The organism is Niallia taxi (assembly GCF_032818155.1).
Lineage (GTDB): Bacteria > Bacillota > Bacilli > Bacillales > Cytobacillaceae > Niallia > Niallia taxi_A.
The window spans coordinates 245,318-269,028 of the sequence record NZ_CP102590.1 but is presented as its reverse complement, the minus strand read 5'-3'; the positions used below and the strand labels follow the sequence as shown (position 1 = coordinate 269,028).

Sequence of the window (23,711 nt, the reverse complement as noted above, 5' to 3'; positions counted from 1 at the left end):
CTATTATGCTAAAGTATCAGCAAATCGCAACAGAAATCGAAAAATACATTGAAGAAAACTCGCTTCAGCAAGGAGATAAGCTACCTGTAATCGAAGCATTAATGAACCAGTACGAGGTCAGCAAGAGCACAATTACAAAATCGCTTGAGCTGCTTGAGAAAAAGGGCATTATCTTTCAAGTGCGAGGAAGCGGAATTTTTGTTAGAAGACATCATAGAAAAGGCTATATAAGTCTCCTTTCTAATCAAGGCTTTAAAAAAGATCTAGAGGATTATCAAATAACATCACAAATCATTGATTTTGATGTCAGAAAACCGACACAAGAGGCTGCACAAAGCTTGAATCTGCAGGAGACTGATGAGGTTTATTACGTGAAGAGGGTTCGATATATCAATGGCCAAACATTATGTTTGGAGGAATCTTATTATCATAAAGGCATTATCACGTATTTGAATAAAGAAATAATATCCGAATCAATTTTTCATTACATTACAGAAGGCTTAGGATTGAAGGTAGGATTCTCTGATATGTATCTTCAAGTCGGCAAACTGCAGGAAGAAGAGGCAAGCTTGCTTGGTTTACAAAGCGGGGACCCTAAACTGTGTACAGAAAGTATATTTCATTTAACAAATGGCCAACCATTTGATTTTTCTAAGGTTACCTACAATTACGAGCAATCTCATTTTTTTCTGCAAGGAAACAGTCATTTGCTGTAATTTATTATGTGTATTCCGAAAGAAGACCATATGATAAAACCCGTATATTCTTAAAACTACCCCATATAAATAAATTAGGGGGTGATGTTTAATGACTGTTCACGTTGTGGAGAGCGGGGAGAATCTATGGTCTATTTCTGCAAGCTATAGTATAGATATTAATACCATTATCACCACAAATGGCTTACTAACACCTGCTTCTATTGTCCCAGGGCTTGCTCTCTACATTCCAGATGATACGCTACCAGTTCGTTCCTATAAAGTAAAAAGCGGAGATTCGCTTTGGAATATAGCACAAAGCTTTAACACATCCATTTCCTCGATAACTGTCGCAAATCCTGGTGTTAATTTATCTACATTAAAAATAGATCAAGTGCTTAATATCCCTTCCGCAACGAAACTTTCCATAAGCACAATAGGATTTATCCTGCCTTCCAATACGGTTACAGATCTTGCGACTATTAATGCACTTGCAAATGAGCTGACCTATATCGCAATCGCAAACTATAGTTTCACTGCACAGGGATATGCCTATGTCCAAGCAGATGATACAGCACTTATAACAAGATGCAAGCAATTAAATACCATTCCATTATTAATGATCAGAAATTTTACCTCTGCAGGCTTTGATGCAGCCTTAGCTGGTGCTGTATTAGAAAATGCCACATACCGGCAAAACTTAGTAGCAAGTATTGTTAATTTAGCAGCAACTCGTGGTTTTGGTGGAGTCAGTCTCGATTTAGAGTTTGTCCCGCCAGCACGACGGCAGGAATTTAATTCGTTTATACTGGCATTAAAACAGCAGTTAGGCACATTGATTTTACAAGTTAATGTGCATGCTAAAACAGCTGACCTGCCGACAAATAGAATTGTTGGCGGGTATGATTATGCCTTTATAGGTAATACAGCCGATCTAATGGCAGTCATGACACTTGATTACGGTTATCCAGGCGGTCCGCCGGATGCTGTTTCGCCAATCGGATTTGTCGAGCAGGTCGTGGCATATGCACTAAGTTTAGTTAGTCCACAAAAGCTATTGATTGCGATGGCTTTATATGGTTATGACAAAGAAGTTTCCACAAATGTTACTAAAGGCTTGTCTGTTCTAGCAGCACAAAATAATGCTATTTCATTAGGAGTAACAATCCAATATGATACGGTAGCACAATCACCCTGGTACCAATACTTTACTGGGACGATGGAGCATATTGTCTGGTTTGAGGATATAAGAAGCTTTATGGAAAAGTATAAATTGATAGATAGAAATCAATTAGCAGGTACAACATTTTGGCAAATTAATTTACCTGCACCACAAAATTGGGCTTACTTAAGGAGAGAGATAACGATTATTAAATGATGTGTTACCTTTAATAAAAGTGTAATTTATCATTAATGGTGTATTTGAGAAAAGGGATTACTTCTTAACTAAAGGAAAAAGGCACTCCATATTTAGGCGAAGTGCCTTCTCGTTAATCATCTTTATTTTGCCGCCTTTTATCCAGTAATTCTGCAGCCATCTTCGCTTTTTCTCTTGATGTATTAATATAAAGGAGGGAAATGTCTGATTGAGTATGGCCTAATTGATTCATGATAAGGGGTATATCACCGCCAGTATGCTCTGCTAAGTTCGTAGCATACGTATGGCGCAATTTATGAGGCGACATTCGCTTATCAAACGACTTTGTATATTTATAGACAATATCCTCAACCGCTCTATTTGTTAACGGCTCTGGATTGCCTTTATACAATTTAATAAACAGATACTCATTTTCACCACTGCCAGCCTTATACTTCGTTGCTCTTACATCTAAATATTTAATGACATCCTTTAGCGAAGAGGGAGTGACAGAGACTGTATCCTTTTTGCCACCTTTACGAATGACACTGATTTCACCAGCTGTAATATCAACATCCTTCAAGCGCAGAGAGGTCAATTCATTCACACGTATTCCGCTTCCTAAAAATAAGGAAAGAATGGCGTAATTCCGTTCTTTATCACGCTTATAGTAGCGCAGCTCTGTTGTGGTAAGTGTTTCTTCATAATGATTCTCAATATAGTCCAAAAACTCGACATCATTGTCATTAATAAAAATCTTTTCGGTAATTTTCTTGGCTCGTTCATTAAATGTTTCGGACACTTTTTTTATCGGAATTTTTTTCATGACATTACGGTGGAAATACGGTTCACCGCCGTCGACCTCTGCTTCTAAAGTGAGATAATTAAACAAAGAACGTAATGCCGACTTTTGCCTATTAATCGTTTTCGGACTGATTTTTTTCGTAATATCGTCTTTTTCTGTTATTTTGTATTTTTTCCTTGCCGCAAACTTAAAATAATTTTGTACGTCAGCAAGCGGTAATTCTCCTAATGCAGTAACAGGTATTTCCTTTATATTTGGACATGCCACGATATTCTCTGCGAGCAGCCATGAGAAAAACTCCTTATAATCCCGAACATAATTAAATAAAGTGAGAGGGGAGCGAATATCCAATTTGTCGTCAACATATTCAACGACATAATAAGGCATTTCCTTCAGCAATTCCTGGAGCCTCTTTTCATACATTTCATGTTGTTTCGTTATTGCCATTATCACACCTCTTATCAGGATAACAAAATCTTTTCGTTTGAATTTATAGATAGGGAGGGGGAGCTTCCGACCTCTCGTGTATTTCAATAGGGAACATATGTACTTACATTTTTATTATAGCACTTTATCCTCTACATATCATACTATTTGTAAGATCTTTTCTTTTTCAAATGGATAATTTTTCTGTGTGAATAGATGATATAATTTTTAGTAGTAAGCTTTGTTAAAAAACTTAATTAAAGCGGGTGTGGACATGCAAAAAATTATTTTTATGGATGTAGACGGAACACTTGTAACAGATAATGGGGTAATTCCTTATTCAGCTATTCAAGCAATACAAACAGCTAGGAGAAACGGTCATTTAGTTCTTTTATGTACAGGAAGATCTAAATCAATTTTGTTTCCAGAAGTAATAGATATTGGTTTTGATGGAATTGTTGGAGCAGCAGGTGGTTATATCGAGCTAGATGGAACTGTATTTTCACATGATGTAATCGTGAAGGAGGACCTGCATACATTAATCGATTATTTTAATGAGCAGAAAATCGACTTCTTTTTTGAATCCAATGCTGGATTATTTGCTAGTAAAAGCTGTAAGCAGCGAATAAGGGGTATAATTGATTCTTTACTAGTAGTACAGCAAGAGTCAAAAGAGGAGCTGCAGAATTGGCTGCAGTCCTTTTATGACAGTTTAATAGAAGAAGATGAGATAGTAAGAGAAGATATCAATAAGGTAGCTTTTTTAGGATCTGATTATCCTATTGAGAAGATCAGCCAGCAATTTTCAACAATGTTTACGGTCATTCCAAGCACAGTACCGTTTTTCGGTGAAAATAGTGGGGAGATATCGTTATTAGGGGTACATAAAGCAACTGCAATTGAGAAGATCATTCAGCATTTAGACATAAACAAAGAAAATACGTTTGCATTTGGAGATGGGCTGAATGATATTGAAATGCTTTCATTTGTTCAATATGGGATTGCCATGGGCAATGCTAATGAGGAAGTGAAGAGAGCAGCAGCTGATATTACAGATCGCCATGATGAAGACGGGATTTATAATAGCTTTAAGAAATACGGACTTATATAAGACAAAAAGACCAACACATTCATTGTGAAGGTCTTTTTGTCTGCTTATTTACAATAGCTAATTCCTTTTTCAAGAATTTCCATTGCTAGAAGGGTTTGCTCATCTTTAATAATTTTGTCTGCTCCATTAATAATAGCCTGATACATGCCATCATAGACGCGGCCATAATCGCCGACTTCGGAAACAACCTTTTCTTCATGATAGTTGCCATCTTCGTCTAAATACGTTAATACGCCATAATGCTCTGGTAAATCTATACCGAAATCTTCATTGTCAGGCATATAAAACAGCTTTAAATGCTCCTCTTGGCGATCCTTCGTTTGTTTAACAAACACACCTTTTTTTCCGTAAAGAACGAAACTTGGACGCTCTTTTAAACGGAAGAAGCTGGATTTAATGGAAACCTTCAGCTTGTCATAATAAAAATCTAAGTCAAAATAATCATTCATACGGCCAGTGCCAAGCAGCTGTCTAACATCATAGTGAACATGATCTGGCTTGCCAAAATACGAAATCACTTGATCAATTGTATGGCAGCCATGTCCATATAAATAGCTATTATAGTACGTAAATGTGTGTGTAGATTCTGGAGTTTGTGGTCTGAAGTAATCATAATGCATTTCTACTTCAAGCAGCTCGCCTAATTTTCCACTTTCCATAATCTTTTTAGCAGTCAAAAAGTCAGAATCGAAGCGGCGATTTTGATAACACTGCACTAATAATCCTTTTTCTTTGGCATATGCATAAATTTCTTCCGCTTCTTTTGCTGTCAGCATAAATGGCTTTTCTACAAGAACATTTTTATTATGATCTAAAGCCATTTTTGCATATTCATAATGAGACTCAACCGAAGTATTGACAACAACTAACTGAATTTCTTCATCCTTCATTATTTCATCCAAATTCGTAGTATAATTAACACCAGGATGTTTCTCCCAAGCATCACGTGAGGCATTTCTACGGTAAATTGTTTTTACTTTAATATTATCGCGCTGTAAAACGAATGGTAAATGATAACGGTTTGTACTTTTTCCATTGCCAATATAGCCAATTGTTAACATTATCTTCACTCCTTAATACTCTTGATAGTTATATTATAGGGGCAGGAGAGGAAGAATACTATTATCTATCATGGAAACGCTTATTTAGGTAAAATGGTTCTGGATTTCTTTTATTTTTCGAGAGATTTCCGGAACAATAGTTCAGGTGTAAAGGAGCGTTTAAGCTTGTTGTTAAGACAGATTGAAAGCAAAACAAATTTTACGACAACAGAGAAAACAATTGCTGATTTTATACTAGAAAATACAGCATTAATGGAAAAAATATCAATTCAAGAGTTAGCTCGGAAAACATACACCTCTAATGCATCGATCATTCGGTTTGTGCAAAAGCTGGGAATCAAAGGCTTTAAGGAGTTTAAGATCCTGCTTTTAAAGTCGATTGAACAAAGAGCTGATTTAAATAAAGAAATAAATCCAGATATTCCATTTGAAGGTGACTCGTCTCTTATGAATATAAGTGAGGATATTATGTATTTGTCGCAGCAAGCGATTAAAGAGACATATCATCAGTTAAAGGAAGAGTCATTACTGGAGATGACAAAGCATTTATATCATGCCAAGCGTATTTTTCTGTTTGCTGCAGGTGATTCGCATATTCGAGCGGAGGGCTTTCAAAATAGGCTTTGGAAGATTAACAAGTATGCTGTCCTTGCAAAGGAGCGGGAAGAATGGGCATTAAACGCAGCAAACCTTATGCCAGAGGACTGTGCCTTATTCATTAGTTATGATGCAAAGTCTATAAATGATTTACATGCAGCACAATTAATAAAAAAACATAAGGTACCAATCCTGCTACTAACTTCTATACCAGAAAGTGAGCTTGGTAATCTAGCTGATGTAATCATCACAGTGCCTCGCTTAGAAACGAAGGAAGTGGAAAAAATAGCTACATATTCCTCGCAAATAGCATTTGACTACATATTAAATGTCCTTTTTTCGGCAATGTATCAAATGGAATACCAAGAAAATCGATTGAACCAATTAAAAAGGGCAGAGGTTTTACAGCAATTGTACTAAATTACGTCTGTTCGCATTTTGTTCGCGTTTCTACTTGGAGTAGGAGCGCTTATTAAATGTATCCTGATTTATGGCAGAGAGGTAGCTGCTGTGATATGATGTCAAAACACCTGGAAAAAGGCTTAAAATCAACGTTAGATTCAAAATTTGATTTCGATTTGCAAACGAAAATGTTATTATCAAACAAAAAAATGCCCTTTTTTACACAACCGAACAATTGTTCGTATAATACAATTTTTACGAATACTAGTTTACATAATTTAATTATAGTAAAGTTGGTTTGTGTAATGAAAAATGGTCTTTGGTATCTTGATAATCAGATTAATTTAAAGGTTTTACGGACAATGACTCCAGCTAAAACGCATCCGTATTCAAACAGGAAAAAAGGGAAGGGGAACCAATTGCAGTCTGCTTTCAAACAGATTTATTCAATGATATTGTGACTGATTTCTGATTTCTATACTTTATTTATAGATCAAACCTGTTTAATAGCATTCATTACGGTGATCCATAATAAATCCTTCATAAGATTATTGTTAACAAAAATGATTTATTGTAGATTTTAAGATAAAATCTTTAACTTATTAACCAAAATACATGCATGTTAATACTAGGCAAATTACGACATATGAAAATTTTATGCATATTAGCCATTAATTTTTAGGAAATCGCTCCAGAATATAATTGGCTTAAAATCAGCGATACGTGCATTTATATTAGTGATTCCCGTTATTATGTTAACTAAGCTGTCTTCAATCTAAAAATAATTTAATCTAAAACAACTATTCGTAAAATGAGTATTATACGAATAATACTATTGAGCAGGATTATTCTACTCTCTTTTCATAGTTATTAAGAACTTATTGCTTTTAACAGATGTAATAAAAAAAGACAATTAAGATTGCTTAATTGTCTTTTTAAATGGCTGCCTTAAATATATGCTTACAAAGCAACCATTCTATCTAATTACTAATCTCATCATTTAAACTAATAAACTATCACGGGTTCGTATGTGTCAAGATTATCATACACTTTTTTCATTATGTTTGCAGGTGTATTAACACAGCCACCAGATCCTGCTGTTAAATAGGCATCACTTGCCCAGTTTGTTCTCCAGCTAGCATCGTGGAAACCTTGACCATCGTTTGTAAATGGTGCCCAATAGTCAACTTCTACCTCATATGCACCGCCATGACCAACAGATGTTCCTTTAAGTGTGTATGGTGTTCGTTTATAAAGGATATACCATACACCTGGATGTGTATCTTCATTTGTGTTATGTCTTCCTGTTACAACATCTGTTGTTACTACTAATTTCCCGTTTTTGTAAATCCATGCTTTTTGTTCTGCAAGGGATACTTCAGCATACGTATCGCCTATACCGTTGTTGCCTGTTGTTTCATAACCAATTCCTTCATTTGTCCAGCCATTACCGTAAATATTAGAAGCAGAAAGGGATTTATCGCCATTTTCAAAGGCTTTTTGAACACTTGCAGCCTCTTGTTCTTCATTTAGCGCCCATCCATATCCCTGTCCTTTTACTTGGATAACTGAACCTGTATGTGTCTTAAAGCTAAAGTTTTTATTTAAGGTTGATTGAGTGTCATTTATTTCTGCTACTTTATTTTCTATGTCACCTGGATCAACAGTAATTTTCAAATCCTTGGTGATAGTTGCATTTTTTATGACATCACTGCCTTTTAAAGCATAAGTTTTATCCTGTACCTTGTAATCAATTGTTTGTTCCAAAAGCTCTTGTAGTTTTTGCTCTTCTTGTTTTACAATTTGATTATCCTCTTTAATAGGTGTAATATAAGCAGCTTCCAAATGGATTTCACTTTTAAACTGCTGTTTTTCATATTGCTTGAGAAGTCCATCAATGTCATATTGCTTGCCGTCTTCACTTTTTGTAATGATAATTTTACCATCTTTAAGCTCAGCTTGTGCGTCCTTTGGTGGTGTTAAGCTTTTATTTCTGTCTGTCAGCTCATCTTGGAGCTGATGCTTTATTTCCGCGAATGATGAAGCATCTGTGCTTGGCTCCAACTCAAATTCCTTTGCTTTGGAAGAAGGCAGCCATGTCCGCTGGCTTTTTAACAATTTTTTGATATTTGGTAAGTCATCATCTGTATATTCTATTTTCGTATCCTCACCATCAAAGACTTTGTCTTCTCCAATATAAACGACATTTTTGTATTCAGTTGAGCCTAATTTCTTTAATGCCTGGTCAGCTGTCAATCCGCCTATGTTTATACCGTTGATTTTTATTTGAGAATTAAAATGAGTGCTTTGATAATAGAAAAATCCTCCTAAAATAATTGCTATTACTACAATGGCAGCGGCAATTCCAATAATAAGCTTCGAATTACCCTTCTTGTTGAACCTGTTTCCTCTTTTATTCTCGTCATCTGCAATAAGATTACGTGCTCCATTCTCCATATTGTACCCTCCGTACCTTTTTAAGCAAATTCTTTAAAACCAATTCAAATAACTAATTAAGCAGTTCCTTCAAGTCATTTAAAACAGTGGATGAGGATAGTCTGTTAAAGGCTTTTCTAATAATATTCTGTACCTTTTTATAGTAACGCTTTCCTTCGGCTCCTACAATTATAAACTCGTGATTTTTCGTAAAAAAAGGAAATTTTTTACCTGTAACAAAATCACGGCTTATAATATGTGAGTTATTGTCTTATCATCCTTATTATTTATCGACAATTTTGTCGCTTAATTAAGCCTATTTCCTATTATATAAGGACCCCTTCTATACAAAAAACAGCTGTCCTTTGACAACTGAGTTCTGTTGAAAGAATAACTACATTCTTTCGCCTTTATTTCATTGTCATTACAGCTTCATACCCATTCTGCTTTTATATCTTTTAATAAGGATTTGGCAATCTACACTTACAACGCCTCGAAGTGGATACATTTTTTCTGTCATAAACTTTTCCATTTCATGATTATCTTCAAAGATACCGTGCATATGTAATTTACTTGGCCCTGTCATATGATACAAGCTTGTGACAGAATGCTCTTCAGCAAGCTTTGCCGCTACCTCCTCTAAATATTGAGGTTCTACCTCAACATTAAAAAACGCAGATACATGAATACCGATTTTTGTCGGATTAATAACAGTTGTGAATTTTTCAATGACGCCTTTTTCTGTTAAATTATTAATGCGCATTTGGACTGCAACTCTGGACAAATCCACTTCTTTTGCAATATCAGTATAAGAAACTCGACTATTTTCATGCAGCATGGAAAGGATCGTTTTATCAATTTCATCTAGTACTAAATTGGGGACACTATAACTTGACGACAACCTAATCATGACCTCTCTTTCGTATGCTTTCTATCAATATAAGAAAAGCATTGTTGACTGTATTTAACCATATTGATATTTAATAGTAAATAAAAAAGAATATGTATTTCATTTTGCAATAATACTATTTTTATTTAGTTAAATAATTAAAGAAATTATCCTCAAACACTTACATTTCGTAACAAGATGTGATATAAATAAAAATATTAATTATTATTCATAGTATTCATCATTGTAAAAAAGTCAGAATTTTGCATTTTTACATCTGACTTTAAAAACATCGAGATTTACTGCAGAGAAAGGAGAAATTTTTTTATATTTTTTTTAGTCTGAAAATTTTTAATCTTGTATTTTTATTCATTGTATATTAGGAGGATCTACATGACTATTAATGAACCGGTTTATGCAGCTATGTTAGTTCTTGCATTAATAGCTATTGGGGAAGTTGTTTCCATTTTAACGCGTGCACGTGTACCAATGTTACTTATTGCAATATTAGGATTTCTTATTTTTATTTGGACAGGAATATTCCCTGCCGATATCGTAGATACATCTTCATTTAGTGCTATGGGGACTTTGCTGACAGGTCCACTTGTTGTTCATTTAGGTACACTGATACCTCTTACCTTAATGGCTAAACAATATCGTGCCGTCCTTATCGCTTTAGGTGGTTCTCTCGTTGCCTTATTATTCGTCTTACCTATCATCACCATGCTCTTTGGCTATGAAACAGCTGTTGCTGGTACAGGCCCGTTAGTCGGTGGAATCGTTGCATTTATTGTTACTTCTGAGGCATTAAATGGGTCTGGCTTTGAGTATTTAGTTGCAATACCAGCACTCGTTTTAGCAGTACATAAATTATTTGGTCTGCCAGTAGCATCCATGTTACTTCGTAAGTATGCATTGATTCTTCGTAATAAATGGGATCAAACGGATTCAAGTGCTTATATTGCTGCTGCTGCAGAGGTGCCTCTCCATGGAGCGGCCGTTGCCAGCGAACCGAAGAAAAGAAAGAAATATGAGTTCAATACAGCGAATATTTTATTGTTTAAATTATTTGTTGGTGCGTCGCTTGGTACCGTTCTTGGTGAACTAACTGGTATAAGCGGAACAATCTGGTGTTTGTTCATCGGTGTATTAGGTACTAAGGTTAACTTCTATAATGAAAACATCATGGATAAAGCGAAGGCTTCAAGTATCGCAGTATTAGGAACGATTTTTATCGTAATAGCTTCCATGAGCAAAGTAAGCCTTACACAATTCCTGCACTTTATCCCACAGGTTGTTACGATTATCATTATTGGTGAAATCGGCATTCTAGTTGGTGGCTATATCGTTTCAAAATTAGTGAAATGGCATCCATACAAAGGAATGTCACTTGCCCTTACTGCGATGTTTGGCTTCCCAGCTGATTATATCCTTTGTCAGGAAGTAAGCCGCAGTGTCGGTAGAACAGAAGAAGAAGAAAACCGCCTGTTAAATGAATTATCTCCGCCAATGTTAATCGGAGGTTTCACAACAGTTACGGTAGCATCTGTTATTATTGCAAGTATTCTCGTTAAAACATTATCATGATACAAAAGCACTTACCTTGTTCACATTGAATTTGGTAAGTGTTTTTTTTGTGGAAAAAGCAAGCACCACTTACCTTTATAAGCATTTTATTCAAGTCTAGTTATCTATATAATAGAAGGTAATTAACCATATAAATACAAAAGTAAAGGAGGGAATCCTGTGCCATTAAATCATATATATACAGGGATTATTTTAGCTGGTGGGCAATCAAGAAGATTTGGCAGCCAAAAGGCCTTTGCTAGTAGAGAAGGCAAGTATTTTTACCAATACTCTATTGATGCATTGCATCCATTCACCTCTTCTAACTATCTTGTTGCACACCCGGAAATTAAAAGCAGCTTTCAATCATTAAAAGATATAATTGTAATCGAGGATGCTGATGTGTTTAAAGGATACGGTCCACTAGCAGGCATTTATTCTGTAATGGCTATACAAAACGCTGAATGGTTCGTTGTTTTACCTATAGATAGCCCATTCATTACAACTAAAACAATCGAAAAGCTACTCTCACACATCCAGGATGGGTATGATGCAGTAGTACCCGTCATTAACAAAAAACAGCAGCCGCTCATTGCTGTTTATAACAAAAGAATCCAGAAGAAAATCTATCAGGCGTTAAGCCAGAAGGAATTATCGATGCAAAGGTTTTTGCAGCAAATAAACGTGAAGTTTGTAGAAGACTTTGACAAACAGCATTTTATTAATATAAATTTTCAGGAGGATTATACTACGTTTATTTAATCATAAAAGTCTCTCTTAGAAAAAATCATATAGCTGCGTTTAGGATTCTCACGGCTTCTTAGTACCCTATCGAGGTGATCAAAAAAGCATTTCCAAAAAGTATGTCTACAAACTAAAAAGAGAATCATTTCTGATTCTCTTCCTATTTTAGTACATATAAACATATGATAAAAAATACAACCCCATTAATAATTTCAATAATTCCAATAATGATAGGCTTTATAGCTTTTTTTCGAGGAGTTAAAAAGTCTTTGCACACACTCGGTACATATGTTATCACTAACAATGGCACGCTTATTAAAAAAGGCATAAGTAATAATAGGCCATGAAAAATATGAGATTTTCTTTTAAAGGCTGTGTTTTTCCGCTCTCTGATTAATGATTTTACGTAAAAGGCACTGCTCATAAAATATAGCGTGGTTATAATTAATAACATAATGGCATCTTTCGTTAGTGACCCTTGCCCAATTATATAGGCGGCAGTTCCTCCAAATGAAAAGATAAGAATCCCGCTCAAATTATTCCATAAGCTTCGCTCTTGCCTTTTTTTTATAAAATAAATAGAAACAACAAGCAATAATGATAATACTGCTCCGCCCCATAGGAGAATAGGCTTCAGCCATAGAATTGGTAATAAAAAAATAATAGCGATAACGCTATACTTATATACCCATGGCAGCATCTCCCTTTTATGGCGTGGTTTCCGAATAATCGTTAATAATGGTGTGGAGGTTAGAAAAACGAAAAACCAGCCTATCATAAAGAAGAGATGCAGCCAATTTGCTCCAGATAAAACCATTCCCAACAGATAGGGAAGAAAAAACATCATCCACGTCCCATGCTCTCTTGGCAAAACCATGCGAAAGCCTCCTCTCCAAAAGATAAGTTATTTTTCCTTGTTAACCAATTCCCCTTCTAACCATTCAATGACCTTACACACATGCTTCCGTTTATCCTCTAGATTCTTACAATATGGGATAGTGAATTGAATATTGACAAGAGATCTCCATTTCTCACGGTCTTCACCTAATGAAGAAAACACAACCTTTTGGTAATCTTCCTGCTTATATCCTTCAATTAATAATAAATCATAATCCAAAAAGGCTAGCAGTGACTGCATCTTTTCTATATTCCAGTGTTGTTGTGTCATCTCTAGATGAAGGACACCGTCCCCTTCGACTATACTGGCAATCGCACCTGCATCATGATACTTTGTGGAATCTTTCACAAGTGAATTTGGAGGACCACCATGACCATGATGCTTGATCGCAATGACTTTAAATCCTTTTTCACTTAAAGTTTTAATAGTCCACTCCATCGCTGTTGTTTTACCACTGTTTTGAAAGCCGACAAATTGAAGAATCAATATGCTTCACTTCCTTCTTGATCCTCTAGTAATAGAACTTCCACTTCCATCCCTTTTGTATAGCCTCTTGTACCACCTGGAAGGATCAGTAAGCTGTTGGCAAATGCTAATGAATAAATGATATTCGACTTATCCATTCCAATTGGTGAGACATAAATTTTTGTTTCGTGTGCATAAAGCTTGCTGCGTACAAAGCGTGTAAAAGGATTTACTTTCGGAAAATCAGTGTCTAAAATGGCTTTTACTTTTTTGGCAAATGGTTTGTCACTTCCTAATAAATGACGAATCATTGGCCGAGTATAAAGCTCAAAGCCAACATAACAAGCGGATGGATTACCAGACAATCCATATAATAGTTTGCCCGCATAATTTGCTATTGTTGTGACACTTCCTGGCCGCATCGCCATTTTATTGCAAAGAATTTCTGCTCCAAGTGCTTCGTAGACCTCTGGCATATAATCAAAGTCACCAACCGAAACTCCACCGATTGTTATGAGCATATCCACTTCACTTATTGCTTTGTTTATGGCAGCATATGTAGCTGCAAAGCTGTCAGCAATCCTGCCATAGTAGATGGCTTCAGCGCCGCTTCGTTTGATTTGTTCCATTACCATATAGCTATTACTATCGCGAATCCTACCTGGAGCTAGTGGTTCATTTACATCCAATAGCTCGTCACCTGTAGCAAGTACACCGATTTTGGGTTTTTGCATGACTGCCACCTGGTGGTATCCAAATGTGGCTAACAATGATTGGATACCAGGATTCATCTTTGTTCCTTTTTTAACTAACAAAGTTTCAGCCTTTATATCCTCACCTTGAAAAGAAATATTTTCTCCTGTTTTCATGCTTCTTTTAATCTGTATAAAGCTCTTTCCGTCTCTGCTTATCTCTTTAACTAGCTCTATCATAATCACTGCATCACAGCCAAACGGAATTTGCGTACCTGTCATGATACGTATCGCTTGAAATTGCTGAACCTTTTTTTGTGTTATTGTACCTGCACCTATTTGATCAATAACTTCCAACTCGATGCTATGCTCTTGTGATGCTTGAATCGTATCTTCGGCTCGTATGGCAAAGCCATCATACGGTGATTTATCGAATGCTGGTACATCCGATTTTGCGATGATAGCTTCACCAAGGAAGCGTCCTGTAGTATTTTCAATGGACACAAGCTCTGTTTTACCAGGTTGGCGGTATTCCCATAATTTCTCTATTACGCTGTTAACTTGTAGCGGTTTTCGAGTTAGCTTCATTTAACATCATCCAATCATATACAAAGATATATACTGGGCTTACCTTATAAATCTATTAAATTTTTCTTAATGGCATATTGAACAAGCTCCGGTCTTGTTGTTAACCCTAATTTACTCATCATATTTGCTTTATGTGCTTCCACTGTTTTAACAGAAATGAATAATTTGTCAGCAATTTCTTTATTGCCATATCCCAGTGCAACTAATGGAAGGACCTCCTGCTCACGATTGGATAATAAAAAATAAGAATCCACGAATTCAGGCTCTTGCAAAGGACTCTCAATATGCTCACGCACCATTTTTGTTGATACCTTTGAATGAATATATCTCCCTCCATTTTTGACAGAGCGAATCGCATTCAGCAGCTCATCATCCTTGGCATTCTTTAAAATATAGCCTGTTGCGCCTGATTTAAATGCATGATACAGATACTCCTCATCATCATGCATCGTTAGTATTAATATATTAATATGTGGAAAAGCTTTTTTAATTTTTTTAGTTGCCGAAAGGCCATTCTCTCCAGGAGGCATGCTTAAATCCATTAAAACTACATTTGGCTGCAGTCTTTCTACTAAATAAGAAGCTTCAAGACCATCAGCAGCAGTCCCTACCACTTGCATATCCTCTTGTGCCTCAATTAAAAATGACAGACCGCTTCTTACAATGGCATGATCATCTGCAATCAACACATTAATCATTGTTATCCTCCTGTTCTAATGGAATAACAGCTAAAACCTTTGTTCCGATGCCAATGGATGTCTCGATAGAAACCTTTCCCCCAAGTAGAGAAATTCTCTCCTCCATATTACGAAGGCCAAGGCCTGAGCCCTTAACATGGATATTATGCAAATCAAAGCCTACCCCTTCGTCCATAACTTCTACACGAAGCTGCTTTTTACCAGCCAATAGGTACACAACAACCTGCTCAACATCGGCATATTTCGCTGCATTTATAAGTGCTTCTGTGCATACTCGGTAGACCATTGTTTCGATATTGCCATCAAAACGTTCGGATTGAATATTACTATATAACTCTACCTCCATCCCGAATGTTTCTTCATATCTTTTACAATAAGATTTAAGTGCAGCATAAAGTCCCATATCATCTAATGCGGCTGGACGTAAGTCTATTGCCATTGATTTGATGGAGTTAAGGGATTTAACAATAATGGTTTCCACTTTACTTGCTGTTTCCTTTACTTTATCGAAATCTGGTGTATAACGCATTGACTGTAATTGAATGAGCGCACTGTATATTTCTTGTGCTAAACCATCATGCAGTTCTCTTGAAAGTCGTTTTCGCTCTTCCTCTGACGCATGAATCACATATTCTGTTAATGACTTCTGATACTGAAGCTTTTCTGTTTCTTGTTGATTCGTTAAATTTCTTAATACTAACACATTAACTTCCTCAAGCTCATCCAATAGAAAGTAGCTGCCGCTAAATGGAATATCACCTGAATTTGTATCGTTTTTTTTCGCTAAAAATAATTGAAAGGATTCTAGATTCTTGTCGCCTTCTATAAAGCAGCTTGAGCAGGTTTGATAGCCTTTTTCATTCGTCATCCCATTACAAACATGGCATATTGACGGCATATTAAATAAATCCACTTCGAATTTACTGATAAGCTCCATTGCTTTTGGATTCATATAAAGTACTTCATTTCGCTTCAGAAAAAATACCGCATCATTCATTTTTTGAAACATAGCTTCGATTAATTTCTGTTTAGACATGGCAACTCCCATTTTTTCATCCCCTTACTTCAAGTAATAATGGGTTTATTTCTGTACAAAGAGAAATCAATTGATCTATAAATTCTTGATTCAGTTTTTTCTTTTTTCTAAATCCACCTAATAAAACAGCTTGAACCTCATTCCCGTTTAAAAGAGGAATAGCTGCCATACTGACCAATTGCTCTGTTATGGTTAACGGAAAATCCTTCGTTTCCTGGATATCTTTTTTTGCGTCTTCCACTACATATGGTCGAGCTGTTTTCCATACAATGCCGGCTATTCCTTTTCCTACTTGCAGAACAATTTTTTGATAGCGATTATTGCGATTATTAGAAACGTATTTCCACTTAATAACTATTTCTCCGTCTGCGTTTTCCGCTGCCATCGCTAACCCAACAAAATCTACTTCAAGCTGTAGTCGTATTTCAATTAGTATATCTGTGATTTTTTGTTCTAAACTAAGAGTCACTTGTCCTCATTCCCTTTTCTGGCATCTTCTTGATTTACTTGCGCACTACATTTTTTTGGTAAATTATATATCGTCTTTTAATATATCCTATTGGCAGGCTAAATGCATGTACTAATCTGCTGAAGGGAAATAAAGCAAACAAGGCAAAGGCTGAAAGGATATGTAATTTAAACAACAGCGGAACCCCACTCATCAGGTTGCCGTCTGGCTGTAGAATAAATAACTGACGAAACCAAACGGATACTGTTTCACGATAGTTAAAATCCGGTTGATTGCTTGTGCCGAAAAAGGTACTGAAAATACCAAGAGACATGACAATAATTAAAATTATATTAATAGCTATATCGGAAAAGGTGCTAATGGATCGCACCCGAACATCTGAAAGTCTTCTCCATGTTAACAGGATGATTCCGACATATGCTATGAACCCGAAAAATCCACCGCTCCAAACTGCGATTGTATGATACAGATGATCGCTAACACCAAATGCTTCTGTTATTTCGATTGGCACAAGCAGTCCACCGACATGACCGAAAAACACGAAAATAATCCCGATATGAAATAAACTGCTGCCAATCATTAATTTCTTCTTTTCTAGTAATTCACTTGACTTAGCTGTCCACGAAAATTGATCATATCGATAGCGAAAAATCATACCTAAAATAAAAATCATGATAAATATATAGGGAATAATTGTCCAAAAAAGCTGTGTAACACTATTCAACTTTTTCCGCCTCCATCTCTAATTCCATACATGATTTTAATAGAATTCGCACAGTTTGGATGACATACTGATATGGGTTTTCTTGTTTCTTTAATTCCTGATAAAGAAAATAGGTTCCATCTTCCATTATCGCAAATAGCAGCTGCCATTTTTGAAGACGATTAGCATGTATCCACTCTCCATTTGCCAAAAACTCGAGCATTAATGGCAAGTGATCTGATAGCTCCTTCGAGTTCAATTCCAGACCACTCATCGCATACATCATTTTCAATTGAACTAGTATTTGGCCTCTTTCTTTTGCATCTTCATATTTTGCAAATGTCATATGCAGCGGTGTTTTTTTATTAAAGTCAAATGTTTGAACATAATACTCCTGTTGCTGCAATAAGGTTAATTCACTAAAATAGTCAAAAAACCGATTGATATTTGCTGCCACTTCTTTATTGCTGTCACCATATGACTCAAGGATTGGGAAGTCCTGCTGCTTTATAGGACTTCCTTGCGGATAAAGCAGCATAGCACTTAGTTCCTGCATTATTGGTCTTTTTTGTTCGAATTCGTGCTGATTAATCACGCCATATCCCTCCATAAAAATTCTTCTCATATGAGCTTTGGTTTGCCGTGTTCACTGCGGGACTATTATTTGCGCCTACTCCATTTCCAGCAAGAGAGCAGCCATTGCATGCGTCAAAACCAGACGTTCCCTGTTCATTATAGGCATCCATATAGGCTTCTTTATGAGAGGTAGGGATAACAAATCGATCCTCGTATTTCGCTATAGCAAGCAAACGATACATTTCCTTTGTTGTCTTTTCCGTTAAACCAACACGCTCTAAGCGAGTTAGATCAAATTCTTTATTGGAGGATGCTGCACGCATATATTGCCGCATCATTGCCATGCGCTGTAAGGCAAGGATAACCACATCCGTATCACCTGCAGTAAGCATACTTGCGATATAGCTTACAGGAATTCGCATCTCTTCAATGGCCGGAAAAATCATATCTGGATTTTTAATAGAATCCCTGCCTTCAAAATAGCTCATAATTGGGGAAAGCGGCGGCACATACCAAACCATTGGCAATGTTCGATATTCTGGATGCAGCGGGAACGCTATTTTATATTCAATCGCCATTTTATAGATTGGCGAATTTTGTGCTGCTTCTATAAATGATTCTGGCACACCGTCTTTTTTTGCCTGCTTAATTATCTCCGGATCATTTGGATCAAGGAATAAATCAAGCTGTGCTTTATACAGATCTTGTTCGTTTTCCGTTGAAGCTGCTGCTTCTACACGATCTGCATCATATAACAAAACACCTAAATAGCGAATCCGTCCTGTACACGTCTCAGAGCATACTGTCGGCAAGCCGTTTTCAATTCTTGGGAAACAAAATGTGCATTTTTCCGCTTTATTTGTTTTCCAGTTGAAATATACTTTTTTATAGGGACAGCCTGACATACAAAAGCGCCAGCTTCGGCAAGCCTCTTGGTTAACAAGCACAATGCCGTCCTCATCCCGTTTATACATCGCACCACTTGGACAGGAAGCAACACAGGCTGGATTTAAGCAATGCTCACAAAGTCTTGGCAAATAGGTCATAAACGCCGTATCAAAATTCATTTTTATTTCTTCTTCGATTTTTTGGATATTTGGATCAAGTGGTGCTGTTTCGGGAGCACCAGCTAAGTCATCCTCCCAGTTCGGTCCCCACTCAATCTCCATTTCCTTGCCGCTTATTAAGGATTGGGGACGTGCAACAGGCTGCTGTGCACGTTCCTTTGGTGAAAATAAATTATCGTATGAATAGGTCCAAGGCTCGTAGTAGTCATCCAGTTTAGGCATGTCTGGATTGTAAAAGATTTTTCCTGTTGCAATTTTGTTTATTTTTGAACCAGACTTAAGCTGAAGCTTTCCTTTTTTAGTTAATTCCCAGCCGCCCTTATAATACTCTTGGTCCTCCCAGCGTTTTGGGTAGCCAATACCAGGTTTTGTTTCGACATTATTGAACCACATATATTCAGCACCAGGCCGATTTGTCCATGTGTTTTTACATGTGACACTGCATGTATGGCAGCCGATGCATTTATCTAAATTTAAAACCATTGCGATTTGTGCTTTAATCTTCAAGCCAGTCAACCTCCTCAAGCTTACGGACAATTACATATAAATCCCGTTGATTGCCAATTGGACCATAATAGTTAAAGCCGTAGCTTAGCTGTGCATAACCGCCTACCATCTGCGTAGGCTTTACATGTATTCTTGTTGGGCCATTATGACTTCCTGGACGATTCCCAGTCAGTTTGGAGCCAGGCATATTGATATGGCGGTCTTGGGCATGATACATGAACATGGAGCCCCGCGGCATACGATGACTGACTACTGCTCTAGCAACTGTTACACCATTTCGATTAAATACCTCTAGCCAATCATTATCTTTAATACCAGAATTTTTGGCATCCATATCGCTTATCCAAACGGTTGGCCCACCGCGGAACAGTGTCAGCATATGCTGATTATCCTGATACATACTGTGAATATTCCATTTACCATGCGGTGTCATAAAGCGCAGAACGAGATTATTCTCACCAACCTCCATATTATCCTTTTCATCAAAGACAATTTGCGGCAATGTTGGTTTATAAACTGGTAAGTTCTCCCCGTACTCAAAGAACAATTCATGATCGAGATAGAAGTGCTGACGCCCCGTCAGCGTTCTAAATGGTACTAATCTTTCAATATTTGTTGTGAAAGGGGAATATCGTTTACCATCATTATTAGAGCCAGTAAAAATTGGTGTTGGAATGACTTCCCGCGGCTGCACTGTTACACTTTCAAACGTCATTTTTTCACCTTGACGCTTTACAGCAATGTCCTTTAATGGCATGCCTGTTTTTTCTTCCATCGTTTCCCAAGCTTTTACCGCTAACTCTCCGTTTGTTGCACTTGATAAAGCTAAAATACTGTTCGCAACATTTTTTTCATTAGCAATGATCGGTAAACCATTTTTGATGGTATCGTCGTCATATACGCCTAATGATTGCTTTAATTCCTCATACTGTTCGGTCGTTTTGTAGTTAACGCCATGTGCGCCTGTTGGATACGTGCCTGCTTTAGGTCCTAATGAGATGAATTTGTCATAGATTTGGCGATAATCCCGTTCAACAAGTGCAAAGTTAGGCATCGTTTTACCAGGAACAGCCTCAATTTCGCCTTTTTTCCAATCCTTCACCAATCCATACGGCTGAACTATTTCTGACGGTGCATCATGATTAAGCGGTACTGTCACAACATCTAGTTCAGGTCCGTCAAATTGCGTTTGGGCCATTTCTGTGAATGATTTCGCAAGACCTTTAAAGATATTCCAGTCTGATTTTGATTCCCAAACAGGGTCAACCGCTTTATTAAATGGATGCACGAATGGATGCATATCTGTACTGCTTAAATCTTCCTTTTCATACCAAGTTGCTGCAGGCAGGATAATATCTGAATACATTGGTGTTGCCGTCATGCGAAAATCTAATGTGACTAATAAATCAACCTTGCCTGTCTGTTCTTCCTCATGCCATTTAATCTCCTCAGGCTTAAAGCTGTTGCTTGGCTCAGCTAATACATTTTCTGTTGTTCCAAGTAAATGCTTCATGAAGTATTCCTGCCCTTTACTGGAGCTTGACATTAAATTAGAACGCCACACAAACAAACCACGGGGGAAGTTCACCGGATTATCTGGATCCTCTACAGCAAAGGACGTCTTGCCTGACTTTAATTCCTCTACTAAATTCGGGATGATATCCTCCTTCTTTGCCGTTTCCTTTGCAAAGCTTAAGGAGTTTTTATCAAACTGCGGATAAGAAGGCAGCCAGCCAAGTCTTGCGGCAAGCACATTATAATCAGCAGGATGCTTGTATGTAATATCCTTTACAAGCGGTGAAGCATATAGCTTATTGCCGAGCTCCTCCTCCTCATATCTCCACTGATCCGATGTAAAATAGAAGAAAGATGTTCCATTTTGCTGACGTGGCGGTGCTTGCCAATCCTTCGCAAAGGCAATGGTTCCCCACCCTTCATACGGACGGCATTTCTCCTGACCAACATAATGTGCCCAGCCTCCGCCATTAACCCCTTCTGAAGCCGTTAAAATAACTAAGTTTAAGATAGCACGGTAAATAGTGTCACTGTTGTACCAATGATTAATGCCTGCACCCATAATAATCATCGAGCGCCCTTTTGTATCAATTGAGTTTTGCGCAAATTCTCTTGCAATCTGTTCCACAATACTAGCTTTCACTCCAGTAATTGGTTCTTGCCATGCTGGTGTATAAATATCATCCTCTATCGTAACTGTTGCATCTTCTGATACCCCGTATTGAGCAAGCATTACATCATAAACGGTTGCCGCATATTGAGTCGTACCATCTGCAAGCGGAATCGGAATAACGGATATTGGTCTGTCAAAGACTTTATTTCCATTGGAATCAAAGAGCGGAAATTGTATCGTTGCTTTTTCACGGTTAGCTTGATTGAAAGTCGATAGGAGCGGGTCAATTGCTTCGCCCGTTTCCGTTTCAAGCTTCAAGTTCCATTTTTCTTTATCATTCCAGCGCTGTCCGATTGTTCCATTTGGCACAACGATGCTGTTGGAAATTCCATCTAAAAGAACCGGCTTCCACGCACCATTTACCATATTGTCATCCTCCAGGACCTCTTCTGCCCGTAAAAACCTTCCAGCTTTAAACTTGCCGTCACTCATTGGGTCCAGCTTCAATAGAAATGGCAAATCTGTATATTTTTTCGCGTATTGAATGAAGGCTTCTTCTTTTCTGTTAATATAAAACTCTTTTAAAATTACATGTGTCATCGCTTGTGCTAAAGCAGCATCTGTTCCTGGATGTGGTGCGAGCCAGTTGTCTGCAAACTTCACACTTTCTGCATAGTCTGGTGCTACTGAAACAACCTTTGTGCCTTTATAACGAACCTCTGTCATAAAATGCGCATCAGGTGTACGTGTTAATGGTACATTTGAGCCCCACATCATGATGTAGCCAGCGTTATACCAATCACTTGATTCTGGTACGTCTGTTTGTTCTCCCCATATTTGCGGAGATGCAGGCGGAAGATCCGCATACCAATCGTAGAAGCTCAATAGCTCTCCACCTATTAAGCTTAAAAACCTGCTGCCTGCTGCATAACTGATCATAGACATAGCAGGAATTGGGGAAAAGCCAGCAATTCTGTCAGGTCCATATTTTTTTATCGTATAGATAAGCATCGCAGAGATCATCTGGTTCGCTTCCTCAAATGTTACCCGAATCATGCCGCCTTTTCCTCTAAGCTTTTTATAGGACGCTGCTTTTTCTTTATCCTCCACAATGCTTGCCCAAGCCTTGACTGGATCTTTATGTATTTTTAAAGCCTCCTGCCACAGCTTCCAAAGACGCCCACGCATGTAAGGGTATTTAATGCGGAGCGGACTGTATTCGTACCATGAAAAGCTTGCTCCGCGAGGGCAGCCTCTTGGCTCAAACTCTGGCATATCAGGTCCGCAGCTTGGATAATCTGTTGCTTGATTTTCCCAAGTAATAATTCCGCTTTTCACGAAAACCTTCCAGCTGCATGAACCTGTACAGTTAACACCGTGGGTAGTCCGCACCTCTTTATCATGTGCCCAACGCCCGCGGTAGACATTTTCCCAATCACGGTCCGCTTCTTGTAGTAAGGACCAGTTCCCGTTAAATTTTTCCGTTTTCTTAAAAAAGTTTAATCCTTTTGCTGTTTTACTCATTATTTGAGCCCTCCTGTTTAAAACCGACTCTATCTACCATTCCATTGTATCGAGCCAACAACTGAAGGAATATTAGGGATTTTCCCTATATTGCCTTATTAGGGGGGCGTAATAATCAATTGTCGCAAAATGTTCAAATTTACAGTGGTTAGCTCCTTAAAAATCGTTTAAGGGAATCCCCCTATTTTTTCAAGCAACCGAACAGTTTTTTGAAAACTTTCACAAAGTTACAGAAAAATAAGTTAGTAAATGCATAGTTAAAAGCCTGTTT

20 protein-coding genes are annotated in these 23,711 nt (G+C 37.3%); 6 read left to right on the top strand and 14 right to left on the bottom strand.

Annotated features, from left to right (window positions below):
• Positions 1-5: 5 nt before the first annotated feature.
• Both NQZ71_RS20510 and NQZ71_RS20505 read left to right on the top strand, forming a co-directional pair.
• Positions 6-716, top strand: coding sequence for a GntR family transcriptional regulator (locus tag NQZ71_RS20510; protein WP_260054670.1), 711 nt, complete (start codon positions 6-8; stop codon positions 714-716).
• Between the two features lie 91 nt (positions 717-807).
• Positions 808-2,073 carry a LysM peptidoglycan-binding domain-containing protein gene (locus NQZ71_RS20505; protein ID WP_317012250.1) on the top strand — a complete coding sequence of 422 codons (1,266 nt, stop codon included), beginning with the start codon at positions 808-810 and terminating at the stop codon, positions 2,071-2,073.
• A gap of 112 nt (positions 2,074-2,185) precedes the next feature.
• Here NQZ71_RS20505 and xerS read toward each other — a convergent pair whose 3' ends face one another.
• The gene (xerS, locus tag NQZ71_RS20500; RefSeq protein ID WP_144454527.1) at positions 2,186-3,304 is read right to left on the bottom strand and encodes a tyrosine recombinase XerS; all 1,119 of its coding nucleotides are present in this window, start codon (positions 3,302-3,304) and stop codon (positions 2,186-2,188) included.
• 253 nt (positions 3,305-3,557) lie between these two features.
• Between xerS and NQZ71_RS20495 the strand changes: the two genes are divergently transcribed.
• The gene (locus NQZ71_RS20495) at positions 3,558-4,394 is read left to right on the top strand and encodes a Cof-type HAD-IIB family hydrolase (protein ID WP_317012248.1); all 837 of its coding nucleotides are present in this window, start codon (positions 3,558-3,560) and stop codon (positions 4,392-4,394) included.
• A 44-nt stretch (positions 4,395-4,438) separates the two neighbouring features.
• Here NQZ71_RS20495 and NQZ71_RS20490 read toward each other — a convergent pair whose 3' ends face one another.
• Positions 4,439-5,455, bottom strand: a complete 1,017-nt coding sequence (locus NQZ71_RS20490; protein WP_317012247.1) for a Gfo/Idh/MocA family oxidoreductase — start codon at positions 5,453-5,455, stop codon at positions 4,439-4,441.
• A gap of 165 nt (positions 5,456-5,620) precedes the next feature.
• Between NQZ71_RS20490 and NQZ71_RS20485 the strand changes: the two genes are divergently transcribed.
• Positions 5,621-6,472: a MurR/RpiR family transcriptional regulator gene (locus NQZ71_RS20485; protein WP_144454530.1), complete on the top strand. Its 852-nt coding sequence runs from the start codon at positions 5,621-5,623 to the stop codon at positions 6,470-6,472.
• 987 nt (positions 6,473-7,459) lie between these two features.
• Here the strand turns inward: NQZ71_RS20485 and NQZ71_RS20480 are convergent.
• Together NQZ71_RS20480 and NQZ71_RS20475 are read right to left on the bottom strand one after the other, a co-directional pair.
• Positions 7,460-8,911 (bottom strand): L,D-transpeptidase, encoded by a 1,452-nt coding sequence (locus tag NQZ71_RS20480; protein WP_144454531.1) that lies wholly within the window; start codon positions 8,909-8,911, stop codon positions 7,460-7,462.
• Positions 8,912-9,314: 403 nt separating this feature from the next.
• The gene (locus tag NQZ71_RS20475; protein ID WP_375545232.1) at positions 9,315-9,800 is read right to left on the bottom strand and encodes a chromate efflux transcriptional regulator ChrS; all 486 of its coding nucleotides are present in this window, start codon (positions 9,798-9,800) and stop codon (positions 9,315-9,317) included.
• Positions 9,801-10,172: 372 nt separating this feature from the next.
• Here NQZ71_RS20475 and NQZ71_RS20470 point away from each other — a divergent pair, with 372 nt between their 5' ends.
• Together NQZ71_RS20470 and NQZ71_RS20465 are read left to right on the top strand one after the other, a co-directional pair.
• A complete protein-coding gene (locus NQZ71_RS20470) occupies positions 10,173-11,366 on the top strand; it encodes a hypothetical protein (protein WP_144454532.1) in 1,194 nt (397 codons plus the stop codon).
• 159 nt (positions 11,367-11,525) lie between these two features.
• A complete protein-coding gene (locus tag NQZ71_RS20465; RefSeq protein WP_186303996.1) occupies positions 11,526-12,107 on the top strand; it encodes a molybdenum cofactor guanylyltransferase in 582 nt (193 codons plus the stop codon).
• 142 nt (positions 12,108-12,249) lie between these two features.
• On the opposite strand, the gene NQZ71_RS20460 is transcribed toward NQZ71_RS20465, so the two are convergent.
• From NQZ71_RS20460 to NQZ71_RS20415, 10 genes are read right to left on the bottom strand one after another with little or no spacing between them, the layout of a single operon-like run.
• A complete protein-coding gene (locus NQZ71_RS20460; RefSeq protein WP_317012244.1) occupies positions 12,250-12,966 on the bottom strand; it encodes a YwiC-like family protein in 717 nt (238 codons plus the stop codon).
• 27 nt (positions 12,967-12,993) lie between these two features.
• On the bottom strand, positions 12,994-13,473 hold the full coding sequence (mobB, locus tag NQZ71_RS20455; protein ID WP_317012242.1) for a molybdopterin-guanine dinucleotide biosynthesis protein B: 480 nt from the start codon (positions 13,471-13,473) through the stop codon (positions 12,994-12,996).
• Positions 13,470-14,732, bottom strand: coding sequence for a molybdopterin molybdotransferase MoeA (locus tag NQZ71_RS20450; protein WP_317012241.1), 1,263 nt, complete (start codon positions 14,730-14,732; stop codon positions 13,470-13,472). The genes mobB and NQZ71_RS20450 overlap by 4 nt, the downstream gene beginning before the upstream one ends.
• A 44-nt stretch (positions 14,733-14,776) precedes the next feature.
• Entirely contained in the window at positions 14,777-15,430 is a 654-nt protein-coding gene (locus NQZ71_RS20445; protein ID WP_144454537.1) for a response regulator transcription factor, read from the bottom strand.
• The gene (locus NQZ71_RS20440; RefSeq protein WP_260054679.1) at positions 15,423-16,478 is read right to left on the bottom strand and encodes a sensor histidine kinase; all 1,056 of its coding nucleotides are present in this window, start codon (positions 16,476-16,478) and stop codon (positions 15,423-15,425) included. The genes NQZ71_RS20445 and NQZ71_RS20440 overlap by 8 nt, the downstream gene beginning before the upstream one ends.
• 4 nt (positions 16,479-16,482) lie before the next feature.
• Positions 16,483-16,935, bottom strand: a complete 453-nt coding sequence (locus tag NQZ71_RS20435; RefSeq protein ID WP_317012240.1) for a GAF domain-containing protein — start codon at positions 16,933-16,935, stop codon at positions 16,483-16,485.
• A 34-nt stretch (positions 16,936-16,969) separates the two neighbouring features.
• Positions 16,970-17,608 (bottom strand): respiratory nitrate reductase subunit gamma, encoded by a 639-nt coding sequence (gene narI, locus NQZ71_RS20430; RefSeq protein WP_317012494.1) that lies wholly within the window; start codon positions 17,606-17,608, stop codon positions 16,970-16,972.
• A 43-nt stretch (positions 17,609-17,651) separates the two neighbouring features.
• Positions 17,652-18,233 (bottom strand): nitrate reductase molybdenum cofactor assembly chaperone, encoded by a 582-nt coding sequence (gene narJ, locus NQZ71_RS20425; RefSeq protein WP_317012239.1) that lies wholly within the window; start codon positions 18,231-18,233, stop codon positions 17,652-17,654.
• A complete protein-coding gene (narH, locus tag NQZ71_RS20420; RefSeq protein WP_317012238.1) occupies positions 18,226-19,788 on the bottom strand; it encodes a nitrate reductase subunit beta in 1,563 nt (520 codons plus the stop codon). Before narH ends, narJ begins: the two co-directional genes overlap by 8 nt.
• The gene (locus tag NQZ71_RS20415) at positions 19,778-23,440 is read right to left on the bottom strand and encodes a nitrate reductase subunit alpha (RefSeq protein ID WP_317012236.1); all 3,663 of its coding nucleotides are present in this window, start codon (positions 23,438-23,440) and stop codon (positions 19,778-19,780) included. Before NQZ71_RS20415 ends, narH begins: the two co-directional genes overlap by 11 nt.
• Between the last annotated feature and the right edge of the window lie 271 nt (positions 23,441-23,711).